Annotated in this window: 17 protein-coding genes; 14 read left to right on the top strand and 3 right to left on the bottom strand. The window is 45.3% G+C overall.

Going from position 1 to position 20,277, the window contains the following annotated elements; genetic code table 11:
* Positions 1–462: 462 nt before the first annotated feature.
* The 11 genes from M3629_RS28530 (at position 463) to M3629_RS25105 (ending at position 13,976) form a co-directional block, all read left to right on the top strand.
* Positions 463–591 (top strand): hypothetical protein, encoded by a 129-nt coding sequence (locus M3629_RS28530; protein ID WP_276326751.1) that lies wholly within the window; start codon positions 463–465, stop codon positions 589–591.
* A gap of 282 nt (positions 592–873) precedes the next feature.
* Positions 874–3,132, top strand: a complete 2,259-nt coding sequence (gene pflB / locus M3629_RS25150; RefSeq protein WP_251511197.1) for a formate C-acetyltransferase — start codon at positions 874–876, stop codon at positions 3,130–3,132.
* A gap of 83 nt (positions 3,133–3,215) precedes the next feature.
* Positions 3,216–3,968, top strand: a complete 753-nt coding sequence (pflA, locus tag M3629_RS25145) for a pyruvate formate-lyase-activating protein (protein ID WP_251511193.1) — start codon at positions 3,216–3,218, stop codon at positions 3,966–3,968.
* 306 nt (positions 3,969–4,274) lie between these two features.
* Positions 4,275–6,560 (top strand): stalk domain-containing protein, encoded by a 2,286-nt coding sequence (locus tag M3629_RS25140; protein WP_251511188.1) that lies wholly within the window; start codon positions 4,275–4,277, stop codon positions 6,558–6,560.
* A 317-nt stretch (positions 6,561–6,877) separates the two neighbouring features.
* Positions 6,878–7,348, top strand: coding sequence for a Fur family transcriptional regulator (locus M3629_RS25135; protein ID WP_251511187.1), 471 nt, complete (start codon positions 6,878–6,880; stop codon positions 7,346–7,348).
* A gap of 3 nt (positions 7,349–7,351) precedes the next feature.
* A complete protein-coding gene (gene yidD / locus M3629_RS25130) occupies positions 7,352–7,606 on the top strand; it encodes a membrane protein insertion efficiency factor YidD (protein ID WP_251511186.1) in 255 nt (84 codons plus the stop codon).
* A gap of 494 nt (positions 7,607–8,100) precedes the next feature.
* Positions 8,101–10,131, top strand: a complete 2,031-nt coding sequence (gene metG, locus M3629_RS25125; RefSeq protein ID WP_251511185.1) for a methionine--tRNA ligase — start codon at positions 8,101–8,103, stop codon at positions 10,129–10,131.
* 334 nt (positions 10,132–10,465) lie between these two features.
* Positions 10,466–11,458: a metal ABC transporter solute-binding protein, Zn/Mn family gene (locus M3629_RS25120; protein WP_251511285.1), complete on the top strand. Its 993-nt coding sequence runs from the start codon at positions 10,466–10,468 to the stop codon at positions 11,456–11,458.
* Positions 11,459–11,569: 111 nt separating this feature from the next.
* On the top strand, positions 11,570–12,328 hold the full coding sequence (locus tag M3629_RS25115; protein WP_123062274.1) for a metal ABC transporter ATP-binding protein: 759 nt from the start codon (positions 11,570–11,572) through the stop codon (positions 12,326–12,328).
* Between the two features lie 48 nt (positions 12,329–12,376).
* Complete coding sequence (locus tag M3629_RS25110; RefSeq protein WP_251511184.1) at positions 12,377–13,180, top strand: metal ABC transporter permease; 804 nt, start codon at positions 12,377–12,379, stop codon at positions 13,178–13,180.
* Positions 13,181–13,256: 76 nt separating this feature from the next.
* Positions 13,257–13,976 carry a cytochrome c biogenesis CcdA family protein gene (locus tag M3629_RS25105; RefSeq protein ID WP_251511182.1) on the top strand — a complete coding sequence of 240 codons (720 nt, stop codon included), beginning with the start codon at positions 13,257–13,259 and terminating at the stop codon, positions 13,974–13,976.
* Between the two features lie 187 nt (positions 13,977–14,163).
* Here the strand turns inward: M3629_RS25105 and splB are convergent, their stop codons facing one another.
* Entirely contained in the window at positions 14,164–15,234 is a 1,071-nt protein-coding gene (gene splB / locus M3629_RS25100) for a spore photoproduct lyase (RefSeq protein WP_251511180.1), read from the bottom strand.
* A gap of 186 nt (positions 15,235–15,420) precedes the next feature.
* On the opposite strand from splB, the gene mntR reads away from it, so the two are divergent.
* From mntR to M3629_RS25085, 3 genes are all read left to right on the top strand, one after another.
* Positions 15,421–15,849 (top strand): transcriptional regulator MntR, encoded by a 429-nt coding sequence (gene mntR / locus M3629_RS25095; RefSeq protein WP_090922556.1) that lies wholly within the window; start codon positions 15,421–15,423, stop codon positions 15,847–15,849.
* A gap of 190 nt (positions 15,850–16,039) precedes the next feature.
* Positions 16,040–17,650, top strand: a complete 1,611-nt coding sequence (locus tag M3629_RS25090; RefSeq protein ID WP_251511178.1) for a family 10 glycosylhydrolase — start codon at positions 16,040–16,042, stop codon at positions 17,648–17,650.
* A gap of 124 nt (positions 17,651–17,774) precedes the next feature.
* Positions 17,775–18,776, top strand: coding sequence for a patatin-like phospholipase family protein (locus tag M3629_RS25085; RefSeq protein WP_251511176.1), 1,002 nt, complete (start codon positions 17,775–17,777; stop codon positions 18,774–18,776).
* A gap of 97 nt (positions 18,777–18,873) precedes the next feature.
* Here the strand turns inward: M3629_RS25085 and M3629_RS25080 are convergent, their stop codons facing one another.
* Both M3629_RS25080 and M3629_RS25075 read right to left on the bottom strand, forming a co-directional pair.
* Positions 18,874–19,212 carry a hypothetical protein gene (locus M3629_RS25080; RefSeq protein ID WP_251511175.1) on the bottom strand — a complete coding sequence of 113 codons (339 nt, stop codon included), beginning with the start codon at positions 19,210–19,212 and terminating at the stop codon, positions 18,874–18,876.
* Between the two features lie 5 nt (positions 19,213–19,217).
* Entirely contained in the window at positions 19,218–20,210 is a 993-nt protein-coding gene (locus M3629_RS25075; RefSeq protein WP_251511173.1) for a DUF1385 domain-containing protein, read from the bottom strand.
* Between the last annotated feature and the right edge of the window lie 67 nt (positions 20,211–20,277).

Genomic DNA, 20,277 nt, shown 5'->3' with positions numbered 1-20,277 from the left:
CTCATGCATGAACGAGGTCACACGAGAACGCACCAGTAGGGTTGTAGCAAAATATACCCGCATACGCAGAAAAAAAGGATGGGCAGAAAAAGGGAGAGGCGAAGCGTCCGTTTTTCAGGAGCATTGTAGTCTCATGCATGAACGAGGTCACACGAGAACGCACCAGTAGGGTTGTAGCAAAATGTACCCGCATACGCAGAAAAAAAGGATGGGCAGAAAAACGGAGAAGCGAAGCGTCCGTTTTTCAGGAGCATTGTAGTCTCATGCATGAACGAGGTCACACGAGAACGCACCAGTAGGGTTGTAGCAAAATGTACCCGCATACGCAGAAAAAAAGGATGGGCAGAAAAACGGAGAAGCGAAGCGTCCGTTTTTCAGGAACCTCCTACAAGACCTTGGTTGCTCCGAGCATAGCGGAGCAATGGTTCCCCATAATGGTAGGAACAAAGGGGAGGTGGCTGTTTGCACAGAGAGGTTCACACGATAACGGAGCGGGCAGGACAGACGGAAGAAGCGGAGCGTTCGCCTTTATCACCGGATTTTCACTTTGGAAAAGTGAATCGAAAAAATCCGGGGATAACAGCGATCTGAAGTTGTTCTGCCCGCGAAGTGGTCAAGTGGGAACAACCGTGGCGCAGTGCAATAAGACAACATCTAAAGTTTGTGATAAAAATCACAGATGGTGTGACTTGCTCGACGTATACTGAAAATGTAAGAAAAACAATCATTCCGCGGTTCCGGTTCCCCAGTAGAGAGATCGTGTTCCGGGACATGTGAAACAATTCACATAAACCGCGGCTCTGGACACACAGCGATATGTTTATTGCAAGAATATGATGTAGTCCAGAAATCCAAATAAGCGGAGGGATTACGATGTCGGTGATCGAAAAAGATGTTAAACAACAAACAGGCTGGAGAAACTTTACCAAAGGAACATGGACCAAAACAGTAGATGTAAATGATTTTCTAATTCACAATCTGTCTCCATATTACGGGGATGAAGCTTTCCTCGCAGGCGCTACCCAGAATACCAAAGAATTGTGGGATATCGTATCGGATCTGACTAAGAAAGAACGCGATAATGGCGGCGTGCTTGATGTAGATGTAAACACACCTTCTACCATCACTTCTCACCAACCGGGTTATCTGGATCAGTCCAAAGAGCAGATTGTAGGGGTTCAGACAGACGCTCCATTCAAACGCTCCATTCAGCCATTCGGCGGAATTCGTATGATGATTGATGCTTGTGAAGCATACGGTTTCGAAATGCCTCAAGGTGTCATTGATATATTTACAAACATTCGTAAAACGCATAACCAAGGTGTATTTGATGCTTATACAGCAGAGATGCGTGCAGCACGTAAAGCCGGTATTATCACAGGTTTGCCAGATGCCTACGGCCGTGGTCGGATCATTGGCGATTATCGCCGGGTTGCTCTGTACGGGGTAGACTTCCTGATTCGTAACAAAAAAGGCGAACTCAATGCGCTGGAAGTCGATGTGATTGATGAAGATGTCATTCGTTTGCGCGAAGAGTTGTCTGAACAGATTCGTGCACTGCAAGAACTAAAACAACTGGGTGAGATGCATGGCTTCGATATTTCATTACCAGCAACAACGGCTAAAGAAGCTTTCCAATGGCTGTATTTCGGTTACCTCGCAGCGATCAAAGAACAGAACGGTGCTGCCATGTCCCTTGGACGTGTATCTTCCTTCCTGGATATCTACATTGAACGTGATTTGCAAGAGGGCATCCTGACGGAAGAACAAGCGCAAGAATTAGTTGACCACTTTGTCATGAAACTGCGGATTGTCAAATTCCTGCGCACGCCGGATTACAACGAATTGTTCAGTGGTGACCCAACGTGGGTAACGGAGTCCATCGGCGGAATGTCGATGAACGGTGAAACACGCGTAACCAAAAACAGCTTCCGTTTCCTGCACACACTGCACAACTTGGGACCTGCTCCAGAGCCGAACTTGACTGTCCTGTGGTCAACGAAGCTGCCGGAAGCTTTCAAAGATTATTGCAGCAAAGTATCTATTGAAACCAGCTCCATCCAGTATGAAAATGATGATCTGATGCGTCCGATCTATGGCGACGATTACGGTATTGCCTGCTGTGTATCTGCAATGAAGATCGGTAAACAAATGCAATTCTTCGGCGCACGTGCCAACTTGGCGAAAGCATTGCTGTATGCGATCAACGGTGGACGTGACGAAAAATCGGGAGCACAGGTTGGCCCAGAGTATCCTGCCATTACAAGTGAGGTACTGGATTATAATGAAGTCATGAAACGCTTCAAACCAATGATGGAGTGGCTGGCTAAACTGTACATGAACACTCTTAACGTGATCCACTACATGCATGACAAATATAGCTACGAACGGATCGAAATGGCGCTCCATGACCGTGACATTCTACGTACGATGGCTTGTGGTATCGCAGGACTTTCGGTAGCTGCTGACTCACTCAGTGCCATTAAATATGCGAAAGTCAAACCGATCCGTAACGAACAAGGCATTGCCGTTGACTTTGAAATCGAAGGTGAATTCCCTTGTTACGGCAACAACGATGACAGTGTAGACAACATTGCGGTAGAGCTGGTGGAGAGCTTCATGAGCATGATTCGCAAGCACAAAGCCTATCGTAACGCAATGCCAACGCAATCTGTACTGACCATCACTTCCAATGTTGTGTACGGTAAGAAAACAGGAACAACACCAGATGGACGTAAAGCAGGCGAACCATTCGCACCAGGGGCAAACCCAATGCATGGTCGGGATAAAAAAGGTGCACTGGCATCCCTCGGCTCCGTAGCGAAACTGCCTTACGAGCACAGCCTTGACGGTATTTCCAATACCTTCTCCATTGTGCCAAAAGCACTGGGTAAAGAAGATGCGACACGCAAATCCAATCTGACCGCGATGATGGATGGATACTTCGGTCAAAATGCGCATCACTTGAACGTAAACATATTTGATCGTCAGCAACTGATTGACGCAATGGATCACCCGGAACAATATCCGCAATTGACTGTACGGGTGTCGGGTTACGCAGTTAACTTTATTAAATTGACGCGTGAGCAGCAGCTGGATGTTATTAACCGTACGTTCCACGGATCGATGTAAGTCACTTTTCAACCTTCTCAGGTATTGTTATTCAACATAAAAAGCAGGCGCATAGCGGATGCGAAAAGAAAGGAAGAGGCAACATGATGAACGGACATATTCATTCACTCGAAACTTTCGGGACGGTTGACGGCCCAGGCATCCGCTTCGTGCTTTTTATGCAAGGATGCCTGCTCAAATGTCAGTATTGTCACAACCCTGACACGTGGGCTCTAGATGGTGGTAAAGAGATGACATTAGAGGAGGTACTGGCTGAAATCCAGCCGTACCTGACTTATTACCGAAGTTCAGGCGGTGGACTCACTATATCTGGCGGAGAACCTACCCTGCAAGCTCACTTTGTCGCAGAAATATTCAAGGAAGTGAAACGTCGCTGGGGGCTTCATACGACACTGGATAGCAACGGGTTTAATGAACCGGACCGCATCCATGATCTGCTTGACCATACCGACCTTGTATTATTGGATCTAAAGCATATCGATGACGAGAAACACATCAAACTGACAGGTAAATCCAATGAACGTACGTTGAAAACCGCAAGATGGTTATCCGATCATGGTCGAAAAATGTGGATCAGACATGTATACGTGCCTGGCATTCATGATCAGGAGGAGGATTTGTTGAATCTCGGGCGTTTCATTGGCACGCTAAATGGAGTAGAGAAGTTCGAAATTCTTCCTTATCATCAAATGGGGATTTACAAATGGGAAGCACTGGGTAAAGTTTATCCCCTGGAAGGGGTACCTTCTCCAACCGAAGAAGAAGTTGAAAGGGCATATCGCCTGATTGAGCAAGGGCGTGCAGAAACAGCAGGCGTCACTTGTTCAGGGAAGTAAGTGGTAAGCGGGCATTTATTGACAAGCAACCTTTACGAATATTATTTCGTAGAGGTTGTTTTTTTATTTTTCCACTCGAACGGTATAACGAACGCTTCTTGCATTGGGGCTTTGTAAATCTTAAGTTCTACTCATATAGCTTGTTTATATTAACAGATAACTATTTTCATAGTTTTTCACTTCTATTAAAAGTTTACAATTCTTATTCGTTATTTTTAGCAACTTTTCCCGTTTCTGAGCGTCTAATCATATGACTTTTAGAGGGGATATTAATAAAATGGGAGCAGAAGGAGCCAAAGACAAAGAATGAATTTGAAGAAGAAGTTGTCCATACTCACCGCTTTTGCTGTTTTTCAGGCCTTTGCAGTTATTCCTGCGAATGCACAAGCAGCAGAATCAAGCGAAGCTACGCCAGTGAATACCGCAAAAGTGAAATCCGTTGAGGTTGTAAAGAAAGAACAGCCAATTGCTGAGTCCGAAGTGAAATCAGGAGCTACGACTGATCCTGCTAACAATCCATCAAACAACTCACAACCTGCCAACAATGAAAGCGCCATAGAACCGAATCAGGGAACAACAGATCCTTCTGGAACAGAGGATACACCGGCAAATCCGACAACAGGAGGAGACGGGGAACAAGGAGCAGGCGAAGAAACAAACACACCCACACCTGCTGAAGTGAAGCAGCCTACAACTGGCGGAACAGCTGCAACTGTACGATCTGCTGGAGACCTGACACTTTATATGAACAGCAACAAGATGATTCAGGATGGAAAAACATATCTGGCTGGACAGCCAATGGCCGTAAAAAATGGTGTCTCCTACGTAGCCATTCGTGCATTGGTTGATCGGGTAGGTTACGATGTGAAGTACGATAACACAACCAAAGAGACAATCATACTCAGCGGTGAGGACGAACTTCGTTTTAAAACAAACAGCAAAGTGTATACCGTTAACGGAGAATCCAGAACGATGAAAGGCCCGGCTTACCAAGAAAAAAATACGTTCATGATTCCATTGACGTCTATCACACAAGCGCTGAATATCACATATACCGTGAATCAGCCTGCGAAGACGGTTGTATTGAAGCTTAATACTAAACCAGTAGCCAGCTTTACAGTACAAAAGGAAATTTTTGCAGGGGATCAAGTGACCTACACGACTAAAAACAGTTCGCCGAACGGCCTGCCTATAGTGAATGAGCAGTGGACTGGACGTCAAGATTCCTTTGATCAGCCAGGAGTCTACACGGTTACTTATACGGTTCAAGATTCCAGTGGTCAGTGGAGTAACCCGTTTACGCTCACGATCAAGGTAGAACGTCCGAATCTTCCTCCAGTAGCGATGTTTACAACGGACAAGCAAGAATACAAAATGGGTGAAAAAATCTTCTATACCGATCAAAGTACAGATGATGAGGATGCGATCGTCAAAAGAGACTGGAGCAACAATGCACTCGCATTTTTCCTTCCGGGACCAAAGACGGTATCACTTACGGTTACAGATCAGCATGGTCTAAGCAACACCTATACGAAAGAGATTATGATCACAAGCGAAACGCTCTATAATCAGTCTGATTTCAACAAATTGTTCGTACCGGTAGGGGACAAATTTACATTCAATGGCGGGGAAGTTCCTGCTATGGAAAAAGTACCATTTACGTACACGGATGAGCCAAGCTTGCTTATTCGTAGTAACAGTCCGGAAACCGTTAACCAGGAAGGCATCGTCTACAAGGAATCTTCCTTTGGACAGACGCGTTTCATGATTCACCATGTCAATAATACGGGCAAAAGAGTAAAAATGTACGTGATTGCTACCAATAACAATCCATACACTGCTGTATTCGAACAGCAAAACATGGGCTTTGCAGGACCGACGCCATTTGCTACCGTTGCGGGTAAGTTGTCCATCGATAAATGGTTCAAATCTATGCAAACGGGAGCAGATTCGAAGAGAGTTTACATCCAGCCAGGAGAAAGTAAATTGATTCTGACGGAACTGAACAACATTTCGATGAAAGAAGGGCAGGTCATCTCCCTTTATTCTGACACTTTCAGTGACTATACACTCGACTACAACATTGTAATGATCGAAGAAAACAAAGATCCGATGGCCGTGTTGTCCTCATTGCCAGTTCTGGACCGTGACGGCGTTCATAACCGGGGGACTTATCCAAACGCAACACGAATTATTACGTACGATCAGGAACTTGGCACGAAGCCTACCCGTCTGCCACTCGGGGATAATGCAAGCGATCCGAATCTGGACGGCACAGACCCGATGGCCTTCACAAGCGCTTCTAACGCTGGAAATTTTGGTGTACTGTACAAAATCACCCTGAACAATGTTGCTCCGCGTACTCTGATCTCGTTTAATCCTCGCGGAGGCAAGTATTATGGTTCAGCACTTGTGAACGGACAGTTGGTACAGTTATCGAATAACAGTCAATCTCTAAGTGCGCCGAATGAACAAAATGTGCTGTATCGCACAGGTTCTTATGGTGAGAGTGTAACTATTGTTTTCTCTGCTGCACCAGGAAGTAACTTGCCGGTAAATATTCTGTTTACACCGCTTCCAGCTGAGAAGTAATTTACTGCAAAGCAAACCGTACGGTTTGGAGTGAAAGCTTATATTATATATACCCGTTCACCCCAAAAGTCACCTGCATGACCTATATTCTGAACCGTCAACCGAAGGACTCCATATTTATGGGGTCCTTTGTTATTAGTTTAAGTCCGTAGTCTAAGTAAAAACGGCTAAGCGTAGCAGAGCTTCGTTGACTCTGATCTTCATTTCATGCATTATTAGAGTTATACAGTAAGAGTAGAACCAACGGCTTTAGACCCGAAGATTTTGTCGCATGATGAAGAATGCAAAAGGTATGTATGACAGGAGGTGCTTAAATCATGCTGTCGACGGAAGAGATCATAACGACCATGTCCTCGCAGGGGCTTCGTATAACCGATCAGCGCAAGACACTTGCACGGTTATTTGCCGAATCTCCGGGGTATCTTACACCCAAGGACGTCTACGAATATATGGGTAAGACTTACAGCGGGTTAAGCTTTGATACGGTGTACCGGAACTTACGTGTAATGCAGGAACTGGGTGTGCTGGAGCAAGTTATATTCGAAGATGGAGTGAAATTCAGAGCACATTGCAGCGAAGGCCACCATCATCATCATATGATCTGCCTGAAGTGTCAGAAGACCTACCCGATCGTTTTTTGTCCGATGCAACTTGCGGATGCTCCCGAGCAATTTCAGGTCGTGGATCACAAGTTTGAAGTATTCGGATACTGTAAGGATTGTGCTGAGTATGCTCCAGCGAAGAAGTCATCTGCACATCAGCATGCACACAGCCACGGGAAGAATTGAGTGATGAAACTTTCGCGTAGAATCGTGCAGGCCCCGATCCGGGTGTACCGCAATTATATCTCTCCCTTAAAACCGCCGACATGCCGATTCTATCCTACGTGTTCGGCGTATGCGATGGAAGCTATTGAAGTGCATGGTGCACTCAAAGGTTCGCTTCTAGCGGCAAAACGGATTGCCAAATGCCATCCTTTTCATCCGGGCGGCGTAGATTTAGTTCCGCCAAAAGTGGAGAAAAATGTAGTAATATCCAAATCGTAATGTACAGAAGAACCTAATGTTCATTTTTGCTGATTAATGTGTCATAGAGCAGGTAACTGTAACCTAGAAAGTTGGCTCTATTTGGCGGTATACTTGACAACATGGTCAGCATTTCAGTATATTTTTTGTATATGATTTTCCAGTGAAGGGATAAGTACAGACACACCCCCAGTGCAGAGAGCCGGAGAAGCTGAGAACCGGTCTGGGAGGAGGATGGAAGATGGTCCCGGAGGAACCTCTTTCGAGCGTGCAATCAGCGACTTGTCGTTATTGTCGTAAGCCTGAGGCGTGATCCAGCGTTAATGGACGGTCGAAGGACCGGAAGAGCCTGCGTTTTGCGAAAAATGCGGGGAATTTGGGTGGTAACACGTGAGAGATACTCTCGTCCCATACAGGGCGGGAGTTTTTTTGTGTTCATTTTTGGATCAAGAACAGGGTTCCATTCGAACAATTGCACGTACTCGTTAGAACAATTGAAGGAGGAGAAGTCATTCATGACAGATCAAAAAACATTTTATTTGACGACACCGATTTATTATCCAAGCGACAAGCTGCATATCGGGCATGCGTACACAACGGTAGCAGGTGATGCAATGTCTCGTTACAAACGTTTGCGTGGATACGAGGTGCGTTATCTGACAGGTACCGATGAACATGGCCAAAAGATTGAGCGCAAGGCCCAAGAGAAAGGTCTGTCTCCACAGGCTTTTATCGATGAGATTGTCGTAGGCATCAAGGAACTGTGGAACAAGCTGGACATCTCTAATGATGACTTCATTCGCACAACCGAGGAACGTCACAAAACCGTCGTTCAGGATATCTTTGATCGTTTGCTGAAGCAGGGAGATATCTATAAGGGTGAGTACGAAGGCTGGTACAGCATACCGGATGAAACCTATTACACCGAAACGCAGCTGGTGGATGTAGAAAAGAATGAGCAAGGCGAGATTATCTCGGCTAAAAGTCCGGATAGCGGACATCCGGTTGAACTCGTCAAAGAAGAATCTTACTTCTTCCGTATGAGTAAATACGCAGATCGTTTGCTGAAATATTATGAAGAGAATCCTGGTTTTATCCAACCGGAATCCCGCAAAAACGAGATGATCAACAACTTTATCAAGCCGGGTCTTGAGGATTTGGCGGTATCCCGTACCACATTTGAGTGGGGTGTCAAAGTTAAAGGCGATCCGAAACACGTCGTTTACGTATGGATTGACGCGTTGTCCAACTACATTACAGCACTGGGCTACGGCTCTTCGGATGCTTCATTGTACGACAAGTTCTGGCCAGCGGATGTTCATCTGGTGGGTAAAGAAATTGTTCGTTTCCATACGATTTATTGGCCAATTATGCTCATGGCGCTGGATCTGCCATTACCGAAAAAGGTATTTGCACATGGCTGGCTGTTGATGAAAGATGGCAAAATGTCCAAATCCAAAGGAAATGTAGTGGATCCGGTAACCCTGATCGATCGTTACGGCCTGGATTCGCTTCGTTACTATTTGCTGCGTGAAGTACCGTTTGGTTCCGATGGTACATTTACACCGGAAAGCTTCGTAGAGCGTGTAAACTCCGATCTGGCGAACGATCTGGGCAACCTGCTGAACCGTACCGTAGCTATGGTGGACAAATACTTTGAAGGCAAAGCTCCTGCGTTTGCTTCCAATGTAACGGAATTTGATGCTTCGCTGGAAGAAGCAGGACATGCAACGGTGGAAAAAGTAGAGCAAGCGATGGAAAATTTGCAGTTTTCTGTGGCGCTTACGGCAATTAGTCAATTTGTTAGCCGTAGTAACAAATATATTGACGAAACACAGCCATGGGCTCTGGCACGTGATGAAGCGAAACGGGATGAGCTGGCATCGGTGATGTCCCATCTGATTGAAAGCTTGCGTATTGCTTCCATTCTTCTACAGCCGTTCTTGACTCGTGCGCCGCGCAAAATCTGGGAACAGCTAGGTATCCAAGAAGGGGAACTGACAGCTTGGGATTCAGCGAAACAATGGGGCATCGTGCCTGCTGGCAACGCATTGAACAAAGGAGAGCCGATCTTCCCGCGTTTGGATGCGGAACAGGAAATTGCTTATATCTCCGAAGCGATGACAGGTGGACAAAAAGCAGCGCAGTCCGATGCGAGTGAGGCGGATGCAGGAGCAGCTATTCCAGCGTCTGCAGAACCTGTAAATGCACCTGAAGGAAAGGAAGAGATCGGCATTGATGATTTTGCCAAAGTTGAGCTGCGTGTGGCTCAAGTCATCGCTTGTGAGCCTGTCAAAAAGGCAGATAAGTTGCTTAAGCTGCAACTGGATCTTGGTTATGAGCAACGTCAGGTCGTATCTGGTATCGCCAAGTTTTATTCGCCAGAAGAGATGGTGGGACGTAAAGTCATCTGTGTGACCAATCTTAAACCAGTAAAACTCCGTGGAGAACTGTCCCAAGGGATGATCCTTGCAGCTTCTCACGGGGATCAACTGACCCTGGCTACCGTACCGGACGGCATGCCAAATGGCGCGCAAGTGAAATAAGTCGTTTTTAAGAATAAGACAACTCAACTAGGCTAATCAATGTAAAGAGATTGTCACAAGTTTGAACCAAGGGTGGTCCGAAGTGATTCGGACCGCTTTTTTTATGTTCAAAAAATGAGGTGATAACCGAAGAACAAGCATACATTGTTATGAACTCTGCACTTCGGGAAAGAATGAATAGGACACGAGCCTTGACAATTGGGGGTATGTTACCTATAATTCTTTCAGTAATGTTTACGATTAAGAGATGTGGAGTGAATCATATATGACTTTTATTCAAAAGAAGAGACAGGCACGATTAGATCGAACCAGCAAACTCGGCAAACGCAGTACAATGAAGCTACTTTGGAGCGGCCTGCTCCTACTTAGTTTGCTTGTACTGTCTGCATGTGGGCAGAACAGCGAGAATACAGCCAAAATTGTTGAAGGTAAAGTTAATGTGGTGACCACCTTTTACCCGGTATATGCGTTTACTGCAGCGATTGGCGGAGAAGATGCCAATGTCATTAACCTGCTGCCTACAGGAGTAGAGCCGCACGACTGGACACCGAAGAGCCAAGATATCGTCAATACGTCCAAGGCACAGCTTTTCCTTTACAATGGAGCAGGTCTGGAAGGATGGGTGCCCAACTTTTTGAAATCACTGAACAGTGATACAAAAGTGAAATCCGTTGCAGTCAGCGAAGGTGTCAAGTTGTTAGCAGCAGAAGGGGACGATGGTCACGGACATGGTGAAGAGCATGAGGATGAACATGCCGATGACCATGCAGACGAGAGTGGCAATGAGGAACAGGTAGCGGACCATCATATCGATCCTCATACATGGGTTAGTCCCAAATCAGCGATGATCATGGCGGAAAATATCAAGAACAGTTTAGTAGAGGTTGATCCTGAACATAAAGCAGGTTACGAGCAACGTTATGAGGAGCTTCATACTAAACTTCAGGCCCTTGATCAGCGTTTCACAAATGAATTAGCGTCCGTACCAAACAAGGAAATTGTCGTGTCACACCAAGCGTTTGGTTATCTTGCACGTGATTACGGTTTGAAGCAACATGCCATCATGGGACTGTCCCCGGATGCAGAACCAACGGGACAGGATATTGTAAAACTGGCTAAACTGGTTAAAGATGAAGGTATCAAGTACATTTTCTTTGAAGAGCTTGTATCCGACAAATTAGCCAAAACACTTGCCAGCGAAGCAGGGGTAGAAACGATGGTGTTAAATCCGGTTGAGGGTCTGACACAGGAACAGGTGAAGAACAAAGATGATTATTTCACCCTGATGGAGAAAAATTTGCAAAATCTGCTGATCGCATTAAAATAAGAAGAATGAAGGTAAACATCCAGAAGTCTTTGCTGTTTTATCGGCGAAGACTTTTGGAATGTTAAGCACGATATTTACGTGTTTTTATTTATTATGAAGGGCGGCTTTGCCATGCAGCAAATCATGCCATTATGTCATGATCCGATTATCGAGATTGAAAATTTGTCTTTTTCCTACGGGGATCAGCGCGTGATTCAAGATCTCAATTTTATGGTTCAACAACGTGACTTTGTAGGTATTATCGGTTCGAACGGAGCGGGGAAAACAACGTTGCTTCGTATGCTGGTAGGACTACTTCCTCCTGCGCAGGGGGATATCAAGTTGTTTGGAGAGTCGATTCGTAAATTCAAGGATTGGAACCGGATCGGGTACGTGCCACAAAAAAATGCATTTAATCCGTTGTTCCCGGCTACCGTTCGTGAGGTTGTTATGTCCGGGCTGTATAACAACAAAAACATGTTCCGCCGCATCTCTCGTCAAGGTCAGCAACAATGCATCGATGCAATGAAGGTTATGAGAATCGAGGATATCGCAAACAAACGTATTGGACAACTGTCCGGCGGTCAGCAGCAACGTGTTTTTTTGGCCCGTGCGTTAATTAATCACCCGGATCTATTGATTCTCGATGAACCTACCGTGGGGATTGATGCAGAGTCACAAGCCAGTTTTTTCGAACTGATTACCCATATGCATGAACATCATCGGATGACGTTTCTCATGGTGTCACATGATATGGATCGCATGGAGAGTTATCTTGGCGCGGAAGCGGCGCTCACGAATGGCAAGATTCATTTCCATGTGCGTCATTCGCATGAGATCGAGGATTGTGCAGAAACCAACCTGCAGCATACTACCGCGCAGGTACGCTAGCTATGTATGTGGGCCATTAGATGATAGGCCGAAGGAGTCGTGTTAGTTTTGGAAATATTATGGAGTGATTTTTTTCAGCGTGCACTTGCAGGTGGTTTGCTTATCGGTATCACTGCTCCGCTGATTGGACTTTTTCTTGTGCTGCGCAGACTCTCGATGATTGGAGATACCTTGTCACACGTAACGATTGCAGGCGTAGCACTTGGTTTTCTGATTGAGGTATACCCGATCGGTGTTGGGCTGATTTTTGCGGTACTCGCTTCGTTTGCTATTGAAAAGCTGCGTAAAGCATATAAGAGCTATGCGGAGTTGTCTATTGCGATTATTATGTCTGGGGGCGTAGCACTGGCTTCGCTGTTTTTCACACTGGGAAAAGGCTATAACGCGGATGTGATGAGTTATTTGTTTGGCAGCATCTACACGCTGGACGCAACGGATCTGAAGCTGGTTGGCATCGTGACCCTAATCGTGGTTGTTGTAGTGGGCTTCCTACATAAAGAGTTTTTCCTGCTCAGCTTTGAGGAGGATGCAGCCGCCGTGACCGGATTGCCAGTCAGAATGCTGAATATGTTAATTACAGTGATGACAGCATTGGTGATCAGTACAGCGATCAAGATCGTGGGTGCTTTGCTTGTATCCGCTTTGTTGACTATCCCTGTAGCCGTGAGCCTGCTCATGGCTCGTAGTTTCAAATCAGCCATCATTCTGTCGGTTGTGATTGGGGAGATTGCGGTTGTGATTGGACTGGTTACTGCGGGAATATGGAATCTGGCACCGGGAGCAACCATTGTATTGCTGCTCATTGGTATGCTGATCCTAACGATGATCGCCAAGAAAGGGTTCCGAGCCTGAGTTCTAACAATTACAGTATTATCGATGAAAAAGAACAGTAAAGAGCAAGTGAGCCAAGGAAGGGAGACATTGCTTCATGCCTGATGTTAATGTATGGCTGGCTTTTGTTGCTGGCCTCGCTTCTTTTATATCACCGTGTTGTCTTCCACTATATCCTTCGTATCTCTCCTATATCACAGGAATGACCGTGCAACAGTTGAAAGAGGATCGGAATCAGCGAGAGGTGCGCTTGAAGACGTTAACGCATACACTGGCGTTTATTCTGGGTTTCTCTGCAGTGTTTTATTCGCTGGGTCTGGGAGCGGGATTGTTTGGACAATTTTTCAATGATAACCGAGATTTGATTCGGCAGCTCTCCGCAATTTTAATTATGTTGATGGGACTGTTTCTGTTGGGCATCTTCAAGCCGCAATTTCTAATGAAAGAACGCAAACTGGATATGAAATGGAAGCCGGCAGGATATTTAGGTTCCTTCGTTTTTGGGATTGGTTTTTCGGCAGGGTGGTCGCCTTGTATCGGACCAATCCTGACGGCGATTATCGCCATGGCGGCGAGCGAACCTTCAACTTGGTTGACCTTGATTACAGGTTATACATTAGGCTTTGCGTTACCCTTTTTCGTTCTGGCGTTCTTTATCGGTTCAACACGCTGGATTTTGCGCTATTCAAACCTCATGATGAAGATTGGCGGAGCTTTAATGCTTTTAATGGGCATCTTGTTATTCACGGATCAGATGACTCAAATAACAATCTGGCTGCAACAAATTACACCCGATTGGATGATCAACTTAACGTGATAGCTTTTTCTTCAACAGAGTAAAAGATTGAAAGCAGGCTGCATGTTCCAGAATTGTTCTGGAACATGCAGCCTGCTTTTTGATCTTAAGATATAAGAGTGTATCAATGTAAATGATTGATAAGTGAAATTATCGGGTTTTTGTTGGCATCATTTTTAACAAAAATAAAAAGAAGGTTGTTTTTCATTTAGGTAAAATAGTCAATGCTGGCTAACGGGAAATGTTCGAAAATGCGTTCTGTAATGAACTCGCGCAGGGCATCTTGCTGGTCGTCTTTATACACATATTTGTATTGACCCCAGCGTCCCCATTTCATTTTCCGTTTCTCAATATCCATCTCCAGCTTGGTTTTTGGATATCGTTTCTCAATGGTCGCTTTAGCCGTTTTGGTGAAACGGTGCTGAATCATTTCAAACGTCAGGTCTTTGGTAGCCTCTTCAGGCAAGGTATCTGCCAGCTTTTGCAGTAGCTCAGCATAACCTTCTTGCCAGCCATCGTACCAAATAATCGGAGCGATGATGAAACCGAGTGGATAACCAGCGTGGGCTATTTTGCCTGCTGCTTCAATTCGCTCTTCAAAGCGGGAAGTTGCGGGTTCAAAGTTTTTGATAACATAATCCGAGTTGACGCTGAACCGGATACGCGTATGGCCATTATGCTTGATGTTAAGTAGCGGATCGACGTGGTGATATTTCGTTACAAAGCGTAAACGCCCGTATTCTTCGTCAGCCATAAAACGAATGAGGTCGCTCAGGTTTTCCGTGATATGTTCCAAGCCGACAGGGTCGGAAGTACAAGCTGCTTCGAAACGGGTAATTTCGGGTTTGCGTTCCTCGATATATCCTTTGGCAGCTTCAATGATTTCTTCCGTATTTACGTACACGCGAACGTATGGTTTTGCACCTAATGTGGTTTGAAGATAACAATAATGGCAATGCCCCATACAACCTGTCGAGATAGGGATTGCATACTCTGCTGATGGTTTGGACTGGTCAAATTTCAGGGTTTTACGAACCCCTACAACCAGAGTTCGCTTAGCCATCCGGTATTTTTCTTGCTCTGTCTCACCGGGGAGGTTGGTGATTCGATTGTGGGAAGTGGTCATCTGATAAGGAATGTTTTGGGAGGTTACCCATTCCATAATCCGTTTTCCTTTTTCATATTCAAGCGCACCGGGTTCAAAATACACCAAATCGGGAATAAAGGGTTTAGTGCCCTTTGTTTTTCGAACAGGGGGCTGGGCCACGCTTGTGCTCACAAAATCACTCCTTTCAGTACGAAACTGGACTTAGTTTGCCTCAAATGAAGAGAAGTCACGCCTGCCAATCCTTGTGTAAGGCGGTTCGGAATCGGGTAGGACTTGCCAATGCGCATTGATAACATGTATCATTAGAAGATAGGGACCAGGTACGTAGAACCGGTCAGAGAGAAGAGAGGGAAGCAGATGCCAACGCCCAGTATGGAAGATTATTTGGAGCGTATATACAAATTGATTGATGAAAAGGGCTATGCTCGTGTGTCTGATATAGCTGAAGGACTGGAAGTACATCCTTCATCCGTGACGAAGATGATCCAAAAGCTGGACAAAGACGAGTACCTGATCTATGAGAAGTACCGCGGGTTGGTACTGACGCCAAAAGGGAAAAAAATGGGCAAACGGTTGATGGAGCGCCATCATCTGCTTGAGCAGTTTCTAACGACGATCGGTGTTCAGGAAGAGAACATATATAACGACGTAGAAGGTATTGAACATCACTTAAGCTGGGACTCCATTACATGTATTGAGTCTCTTGTGGAATATTTCCGTCAGGATGAGAGTCGTCTGCAAGACCTAAAAAACATTCAGGAAATCATGAGTAACACGGACTCTTGAGCCTTGAATTCATATGTTGATAAATAAAGGATGCTTCTTGCCAATGGAATGGCAAGGAGCATTTTTAATTTCAATATTTCAATTCATTCCAACCAACATTTGGTCAAATGCGCAACTAAACCCGTCTGCCATGCGTCTATTAAACTAGTAGAATTTACCGCAAATTTAATGATGTTGGAGGATTGTATTGATGAAATTGCGTAAAGGATTGTTGCTACTGCTCATTTTTGTTCTTGGATTACAGTCAGTAGGTATGACCGCTCAGGCAGCAAGTTCGAAACAGATTTCTATTTTTCTGGATGGTCAGCGTCTGGAATCAGATGTTTCACCCTATATCATGCCTAAGGTGAACGTAACGATGGTACCGTTACGGGTCATCAGTGAAGGACTGGGTGCTTCTGTGTTATGGTCCCAGGCAACCCGGACGGTGACGATTCAGAAATCGGATTCAACGATTACGATGACGAGTGGTCGTCAGCAAGCGACAGTGGACAATGCGGTGGTTGATCTGGATGCCTCCGTGCAACTAAAACAAGGTCGCGTGATGGTTCCGATTCGTTTTGTAAGTGAAAATTTGGGGATTCAAGTGAGCTGGAATCAGGCGGCTCAAACTATTAATTTGTACACCGGAGCAGAACCAACGCCAACTCCGGAACCAACACCAGCTACACCTGCAGAACCTGGAGGAAGTGCAACCCCACCAGCAACGAATGAGATGCGCGGAGCCTGGATATCTACAGTTAATGGCGACTGGCCATCTTCTGGCGCGAAAGGCAACGCAGAGAAGCAGAAACAAGAGTACACAAGTCAACTGGATCAATTGAAAGACATGGGGATCAATGCTGTATTTGTACAAGTTAGAGCAAATGCAGACGCCATATATCCTTCTACAATGGTGCCTTGGAATAGTGTTCTGACGGGAACGCAGGGGAAAGACCCAGGTTATGACCCACTTGCTTTTATGATTGAGGAAGCGCATAAACGCGGGCTTCAATTTCATGCCTGGTTCAATCCGTTTCGAGCAACGAATTCAGCAACAACAAGCAATCTGGCGATTAACCATGTATCCAAGCTACACCCGGACTGGATTGTAAATGCATCGGGTAAACTATATATTAACCCAGGTGTTCCGGAAGCACGGCAGCATATTATGGATGCCATTATGGAAGTGGTGAATAAGTATAACGTGGATGGAGTTCATCTTGACGATTACTTCTACCCTTCTAATGTGACCTTTAATGATGATGCTGCTTACAAAATGTACAACGCGTTGAATACAACAGACCGCGCAGCATGGCGCCGTGACAACATTAATCAGTTTGTTCAACAGCTTGGACAACGTATTCATCAAGCGAAAGCTAATGTAGAATATGGAATCAGTCCATTTGGTGTATGGCGTAACAAAGCTAATGACCTGACGGGATCAGACACCAAAGCAGGTGTAACTGCGTATGACAGTATGAACGCAGATGTTCGGACATGGGTCAAACAAGGTTGGATCGATTATGTTGCACCACAAGTGTACTGGAGCATGACGCTAAGTGCTGCAAGATACGACAAGGTCGTCGATTGGTGGGTTAATGAGGTAGCTAATACCAATGTAAAATTGTACATCGGCCATTCTCCTTATAAACTCGGAACGCCAGAGATTGGTTGGCAGACATCACAAGAAATCATTGATCAATTGACATATAATCAAAAATATCCATCCATTGGCGGAGACATTTATTTCAGTTCCCAGTATCTTACGAAGAACCCGCTGGGTTTGGTTGAACGACTTAAAGCCTACTATGGCTTGTAAGGATCAAAGCGAATTTTTTTGGATTGACGATCACGGATTCATCAACTCATAGTTATATGTCCAACCCCTGTTCTCATACAGTGGCAGTAGAAGCATGGCTGCCTGGAGAACGGGGGTTTTTGTTGTGTTAATTAATGGCGTTTTTGAAGGTGGAGGCGTAAAAGGGATTTCCCTTGCAGGAGCTGTACAGGGAGCACAGGACTGCGGAGTGCAATTCAACCGAGTTGCTGGTACATCATCCGGTTCGATTGTTGCTGCCTTACTGGCTGCAGGTTACCGGGCCGAGGAGATGAAAGTAATTATTGAAGATACGCCGTTTGCTTCGCTTCTGCAACGGTCACCTATATTTAATACACGCTGGATTGGTCCGGCAACAAGGTTGTTTTTGAAAAAAGGATTATATTCAGGGGAAGCGCTGGAATCATGGATACGAAAAATGCTTGCTCAAAAAGGTATACGAACCTTCGCTGATTTGCCACCTGGAAAGCTACTTATCACAGCATCGGATATTTCTAACGGCAACATTCTTGTCTTGCCTGATGATATCCGGCGCTTTGGAATTGAACCGTCCAAACTTGAGGTTGCCAAAGCTGTACGTATGAGTTGTAGCATTCCCTATTTTTTCGATCCGGTTATAATCCGGAAATCACCCATCATGTCTAAAGGACTACCTTTCCAAGATCAGTTTGTGTATGTCGTGGACGGAGGGCTACTTAGTAACTTTCCACTTTGGCTCTTTGATGGAGAGCGCTCCGAATCAGGAGCACAGATCATTCCAGTAGTCGGTTTTAAAATGGTAGGGAAGACCGAAGTGGAGCCTACACGCATTAAAGGACCTTTGACCATGTTACAGGCGCTTGTCGAAACCATGTTAACGGCTCACGATGAGCGTTACATTGAGCAGATTAATCGATTCCGTACGGTCAAAATTCCTACGCTTGGTATTAAACCGACCCAATTTAATCTCTCCGTCCAGGACAGTACGAACTTATATCGCTCAGGCATGACCTCCGGCCTGGAATTTTTCACCACATGGAATACGAAGATGTACAACGAGCAATTGGAAAAGCAGCGAAAAGAAATGCGTAAGAAACAGGCGGATGCACCGCCGCTGATTCCGGTATGAAGACTAAAAAAAGCAATTCTCCGGATGATGGAGAATTGCTTTTCGGGTTTTATTTTTACCGTATAACTGGAACAGAGCCCTCCGGCACGATGACAATTTAGTGATACTTGGGGATGTCCTCGTCGTTGTTTTTCCCTTTTTGGCCTTGAATGACCTGGAAAGGATAGTCCTTGCGTTTCTTGGATGAACTGCTTCTTCTGGCATTGACATTATTCTGCGCATTCACTTTAGCCATCGTTTTAGCCGAAGGTTTAATCTTTGGTGTCTTTGGTTTTCGTGACCAACGGGCAGGCGGAAATTTGTACAACAGGAACACAACTCCGAACACGATCAGAGGGATAAGAATACTGGACAATGAGGCTCTAGTCATAAAACTGACAACCCCGAGAGCAGCCAGTACAATGAATGCCCAAAATACAATAGCCTGCTTATTCATTTCATTCACCCTTTCACAGGATCAAATGTGGCTACAGGAACTTCCGTTGCAGTCGAAACGTTGGCAAGTTTTGCGTCCAGTTCTAGCATGCGATTGAAAGACGCAATGGATACTTCCACTTGAGCGTTTGTAGGTTCTTTAGTCGTAAGCAATTGCAGCCACAGGCCAGGGTATCCGAGATAACGCAGAACAGGAATATCACGAAGCGAATTCGTAATCTTGAGTAGCTCGAACGAAATACCTAGCACAACCGGCAACAAGAGCAAGCGCTGACCCATCCGTTCCCATAAATTATCGTAAGTGAACACGGAATACAGGAATATACCGATGATAACGGTCAACATAATAAAGCTACTTCCACAACGATAGTGCAGTCTGCTGTACTTTTGAACGTTTTCCGGTGTAAGTTCTTCGCCAGCTTCATATGCACTTATGACTTTATGCTCTGCTCCGTGGTATTGAAACAGCCGTTTAATCATCGGTGTCTGTGAGATTAACCACAGATAAGCGAGTAAAAGGATCAGTTTGATGACACCTTCCAATACATTATGCAGAAATTGGTTGTCGAATACGTTTTTAAATAAGAAGTCCTCGATCACGACAGGAAGCAGCGTCAGTACAATTTTGCCGAAAAGGAAGGAAAGTATGGCTACCGCAGTAACACCGATTATCATGCTAAGGCTCCAGCCAGTTCCTTGTTTCTCTTGTTGTTTGGCTTTTTCTTCAGGTTCGAGTTCATCATCAGCATAAGCGTCAGCAGAATAATTAAGATGTTTACTGCCTTTGACACTTGAATCTATAATGCTGACAATTCCGCGTAATAAAGGAATCCGCCGCAATTTCATGACCCAGGTCTTGTCTTGCTTGGGAACTTCCAGATACGTAATTTCGCCGTCTTTTCTACGAACGGCCGTAACATTGACGTGTTTACCGCCAAACATTACACCCTCGATGACAGCTTGCCCCCCGTAGCTGACAGGCTTGGATTGTTGAGGCAAATTATTCACCTTCCTATTCTGTTCTAAGCCTTTACAATCAAAGGCAGTTTAATATCCTTATTGTATC

It is taken from the genome of Paenibacillus polysaccharolyticus (genome assembly GCF_023714295.1).
Lineage (GTDB): Bacteria > Bacillota > Bacilli > Paenibacillales > Paenibacillaceae > Paenibacillus > Paenibacillus polysaccharolyticus_A.
This window is presented reverse-complemented; position numbering and strand designations above follow the sequence as displayed.

What these genes read in the sequence shown, in the direction of transcription:
- pflB (WP_251511197.1), top strand. Translation starts at nt 874, where the DNA reads ATGTCGGTGATCGAAAAAGATGTTAAACAACAAACAGGCTGGAGAAAC.
- pflA (WP_251511193.1), top strand. Translation starts at nt 3,216, where the DNA reads ATGATGAACGGACATATTCATTCACTCGAAACTTTCGGGACGGTTGAC.
- M3629_RS25140 (WP_251511188.1), top strand. Translation starts at nt 4,275, where the DNA reads ATGAATTTGAAGAAGAAGTTGTCCATACTCACCGCTTTTGCTGTTTTT.
- M3629_RS25135 (WP_251511187.1), top strand. Translation starts at nt 6,878, where the DNA reads ATGCTGTCGACGGAAGAGATCATAACGACCATGTCCTCGCAGGGGCTT.
- yidD (WP_251511186.1), top strand. Translation starts at nt 7,352, where the DNA reads ATGAAACTTTCGCGTAGAATCGTGCAGGCCCCGATCCGGGTGTACCGC.
- metG (WP_251511185.1), top strand. Translation starts at nt 8,101, where the DNA reads ATGACAGATCAAAAAACATTTTATTTGACGACACCGATTTATTATCCA.
- M3629_RS25120 (WP_251511285.1), top strand. Translation starts at nt 10,466, where the DNA reads ATGAAGCTACTTTGGAGCGGCCTGCTCCTACTTAGTTTGCTTGTACTG.
- M3629_RS25115 (WP_123062274.1), top strand. Translation starts at nt 11,570, where the DNA reads ATGCAGCAAATCATGCCATTATGTCATGATCCGATTATCGAGATTGAA.
- M3629_RS25105 (WP_251511182.1), top strand. Translation starts at nt 13,257, where the DNA reads ATGCCTGATGTTAATGTATGGCTGGCTTTTGTTGCTGGCCTCGCTTCT.
- mntR (WP_090922556.1), top strand. Translation starts at nt 15,421, where the DNA reads ATGCCAACGCCCAGTATGGAAGATTATTTGGAGCGTATATACAAATTG.
- M3629_RS25090 (WP_251511178.1), top strand. Translation starts at nt 16,040, where the DNA reads ATGAAATTGCGTAAAGGATTGTTGCTACTGCTCATTTTTGTTCTTGGA.
- M3629_RS25080 (WP_251511175.1), bottom strand. Translation starts at nt 19,212, where the DNA reads ATGAATAAGCAGGCTATTGTATTTTGGGCATTCATTGTACTGGCTGCT.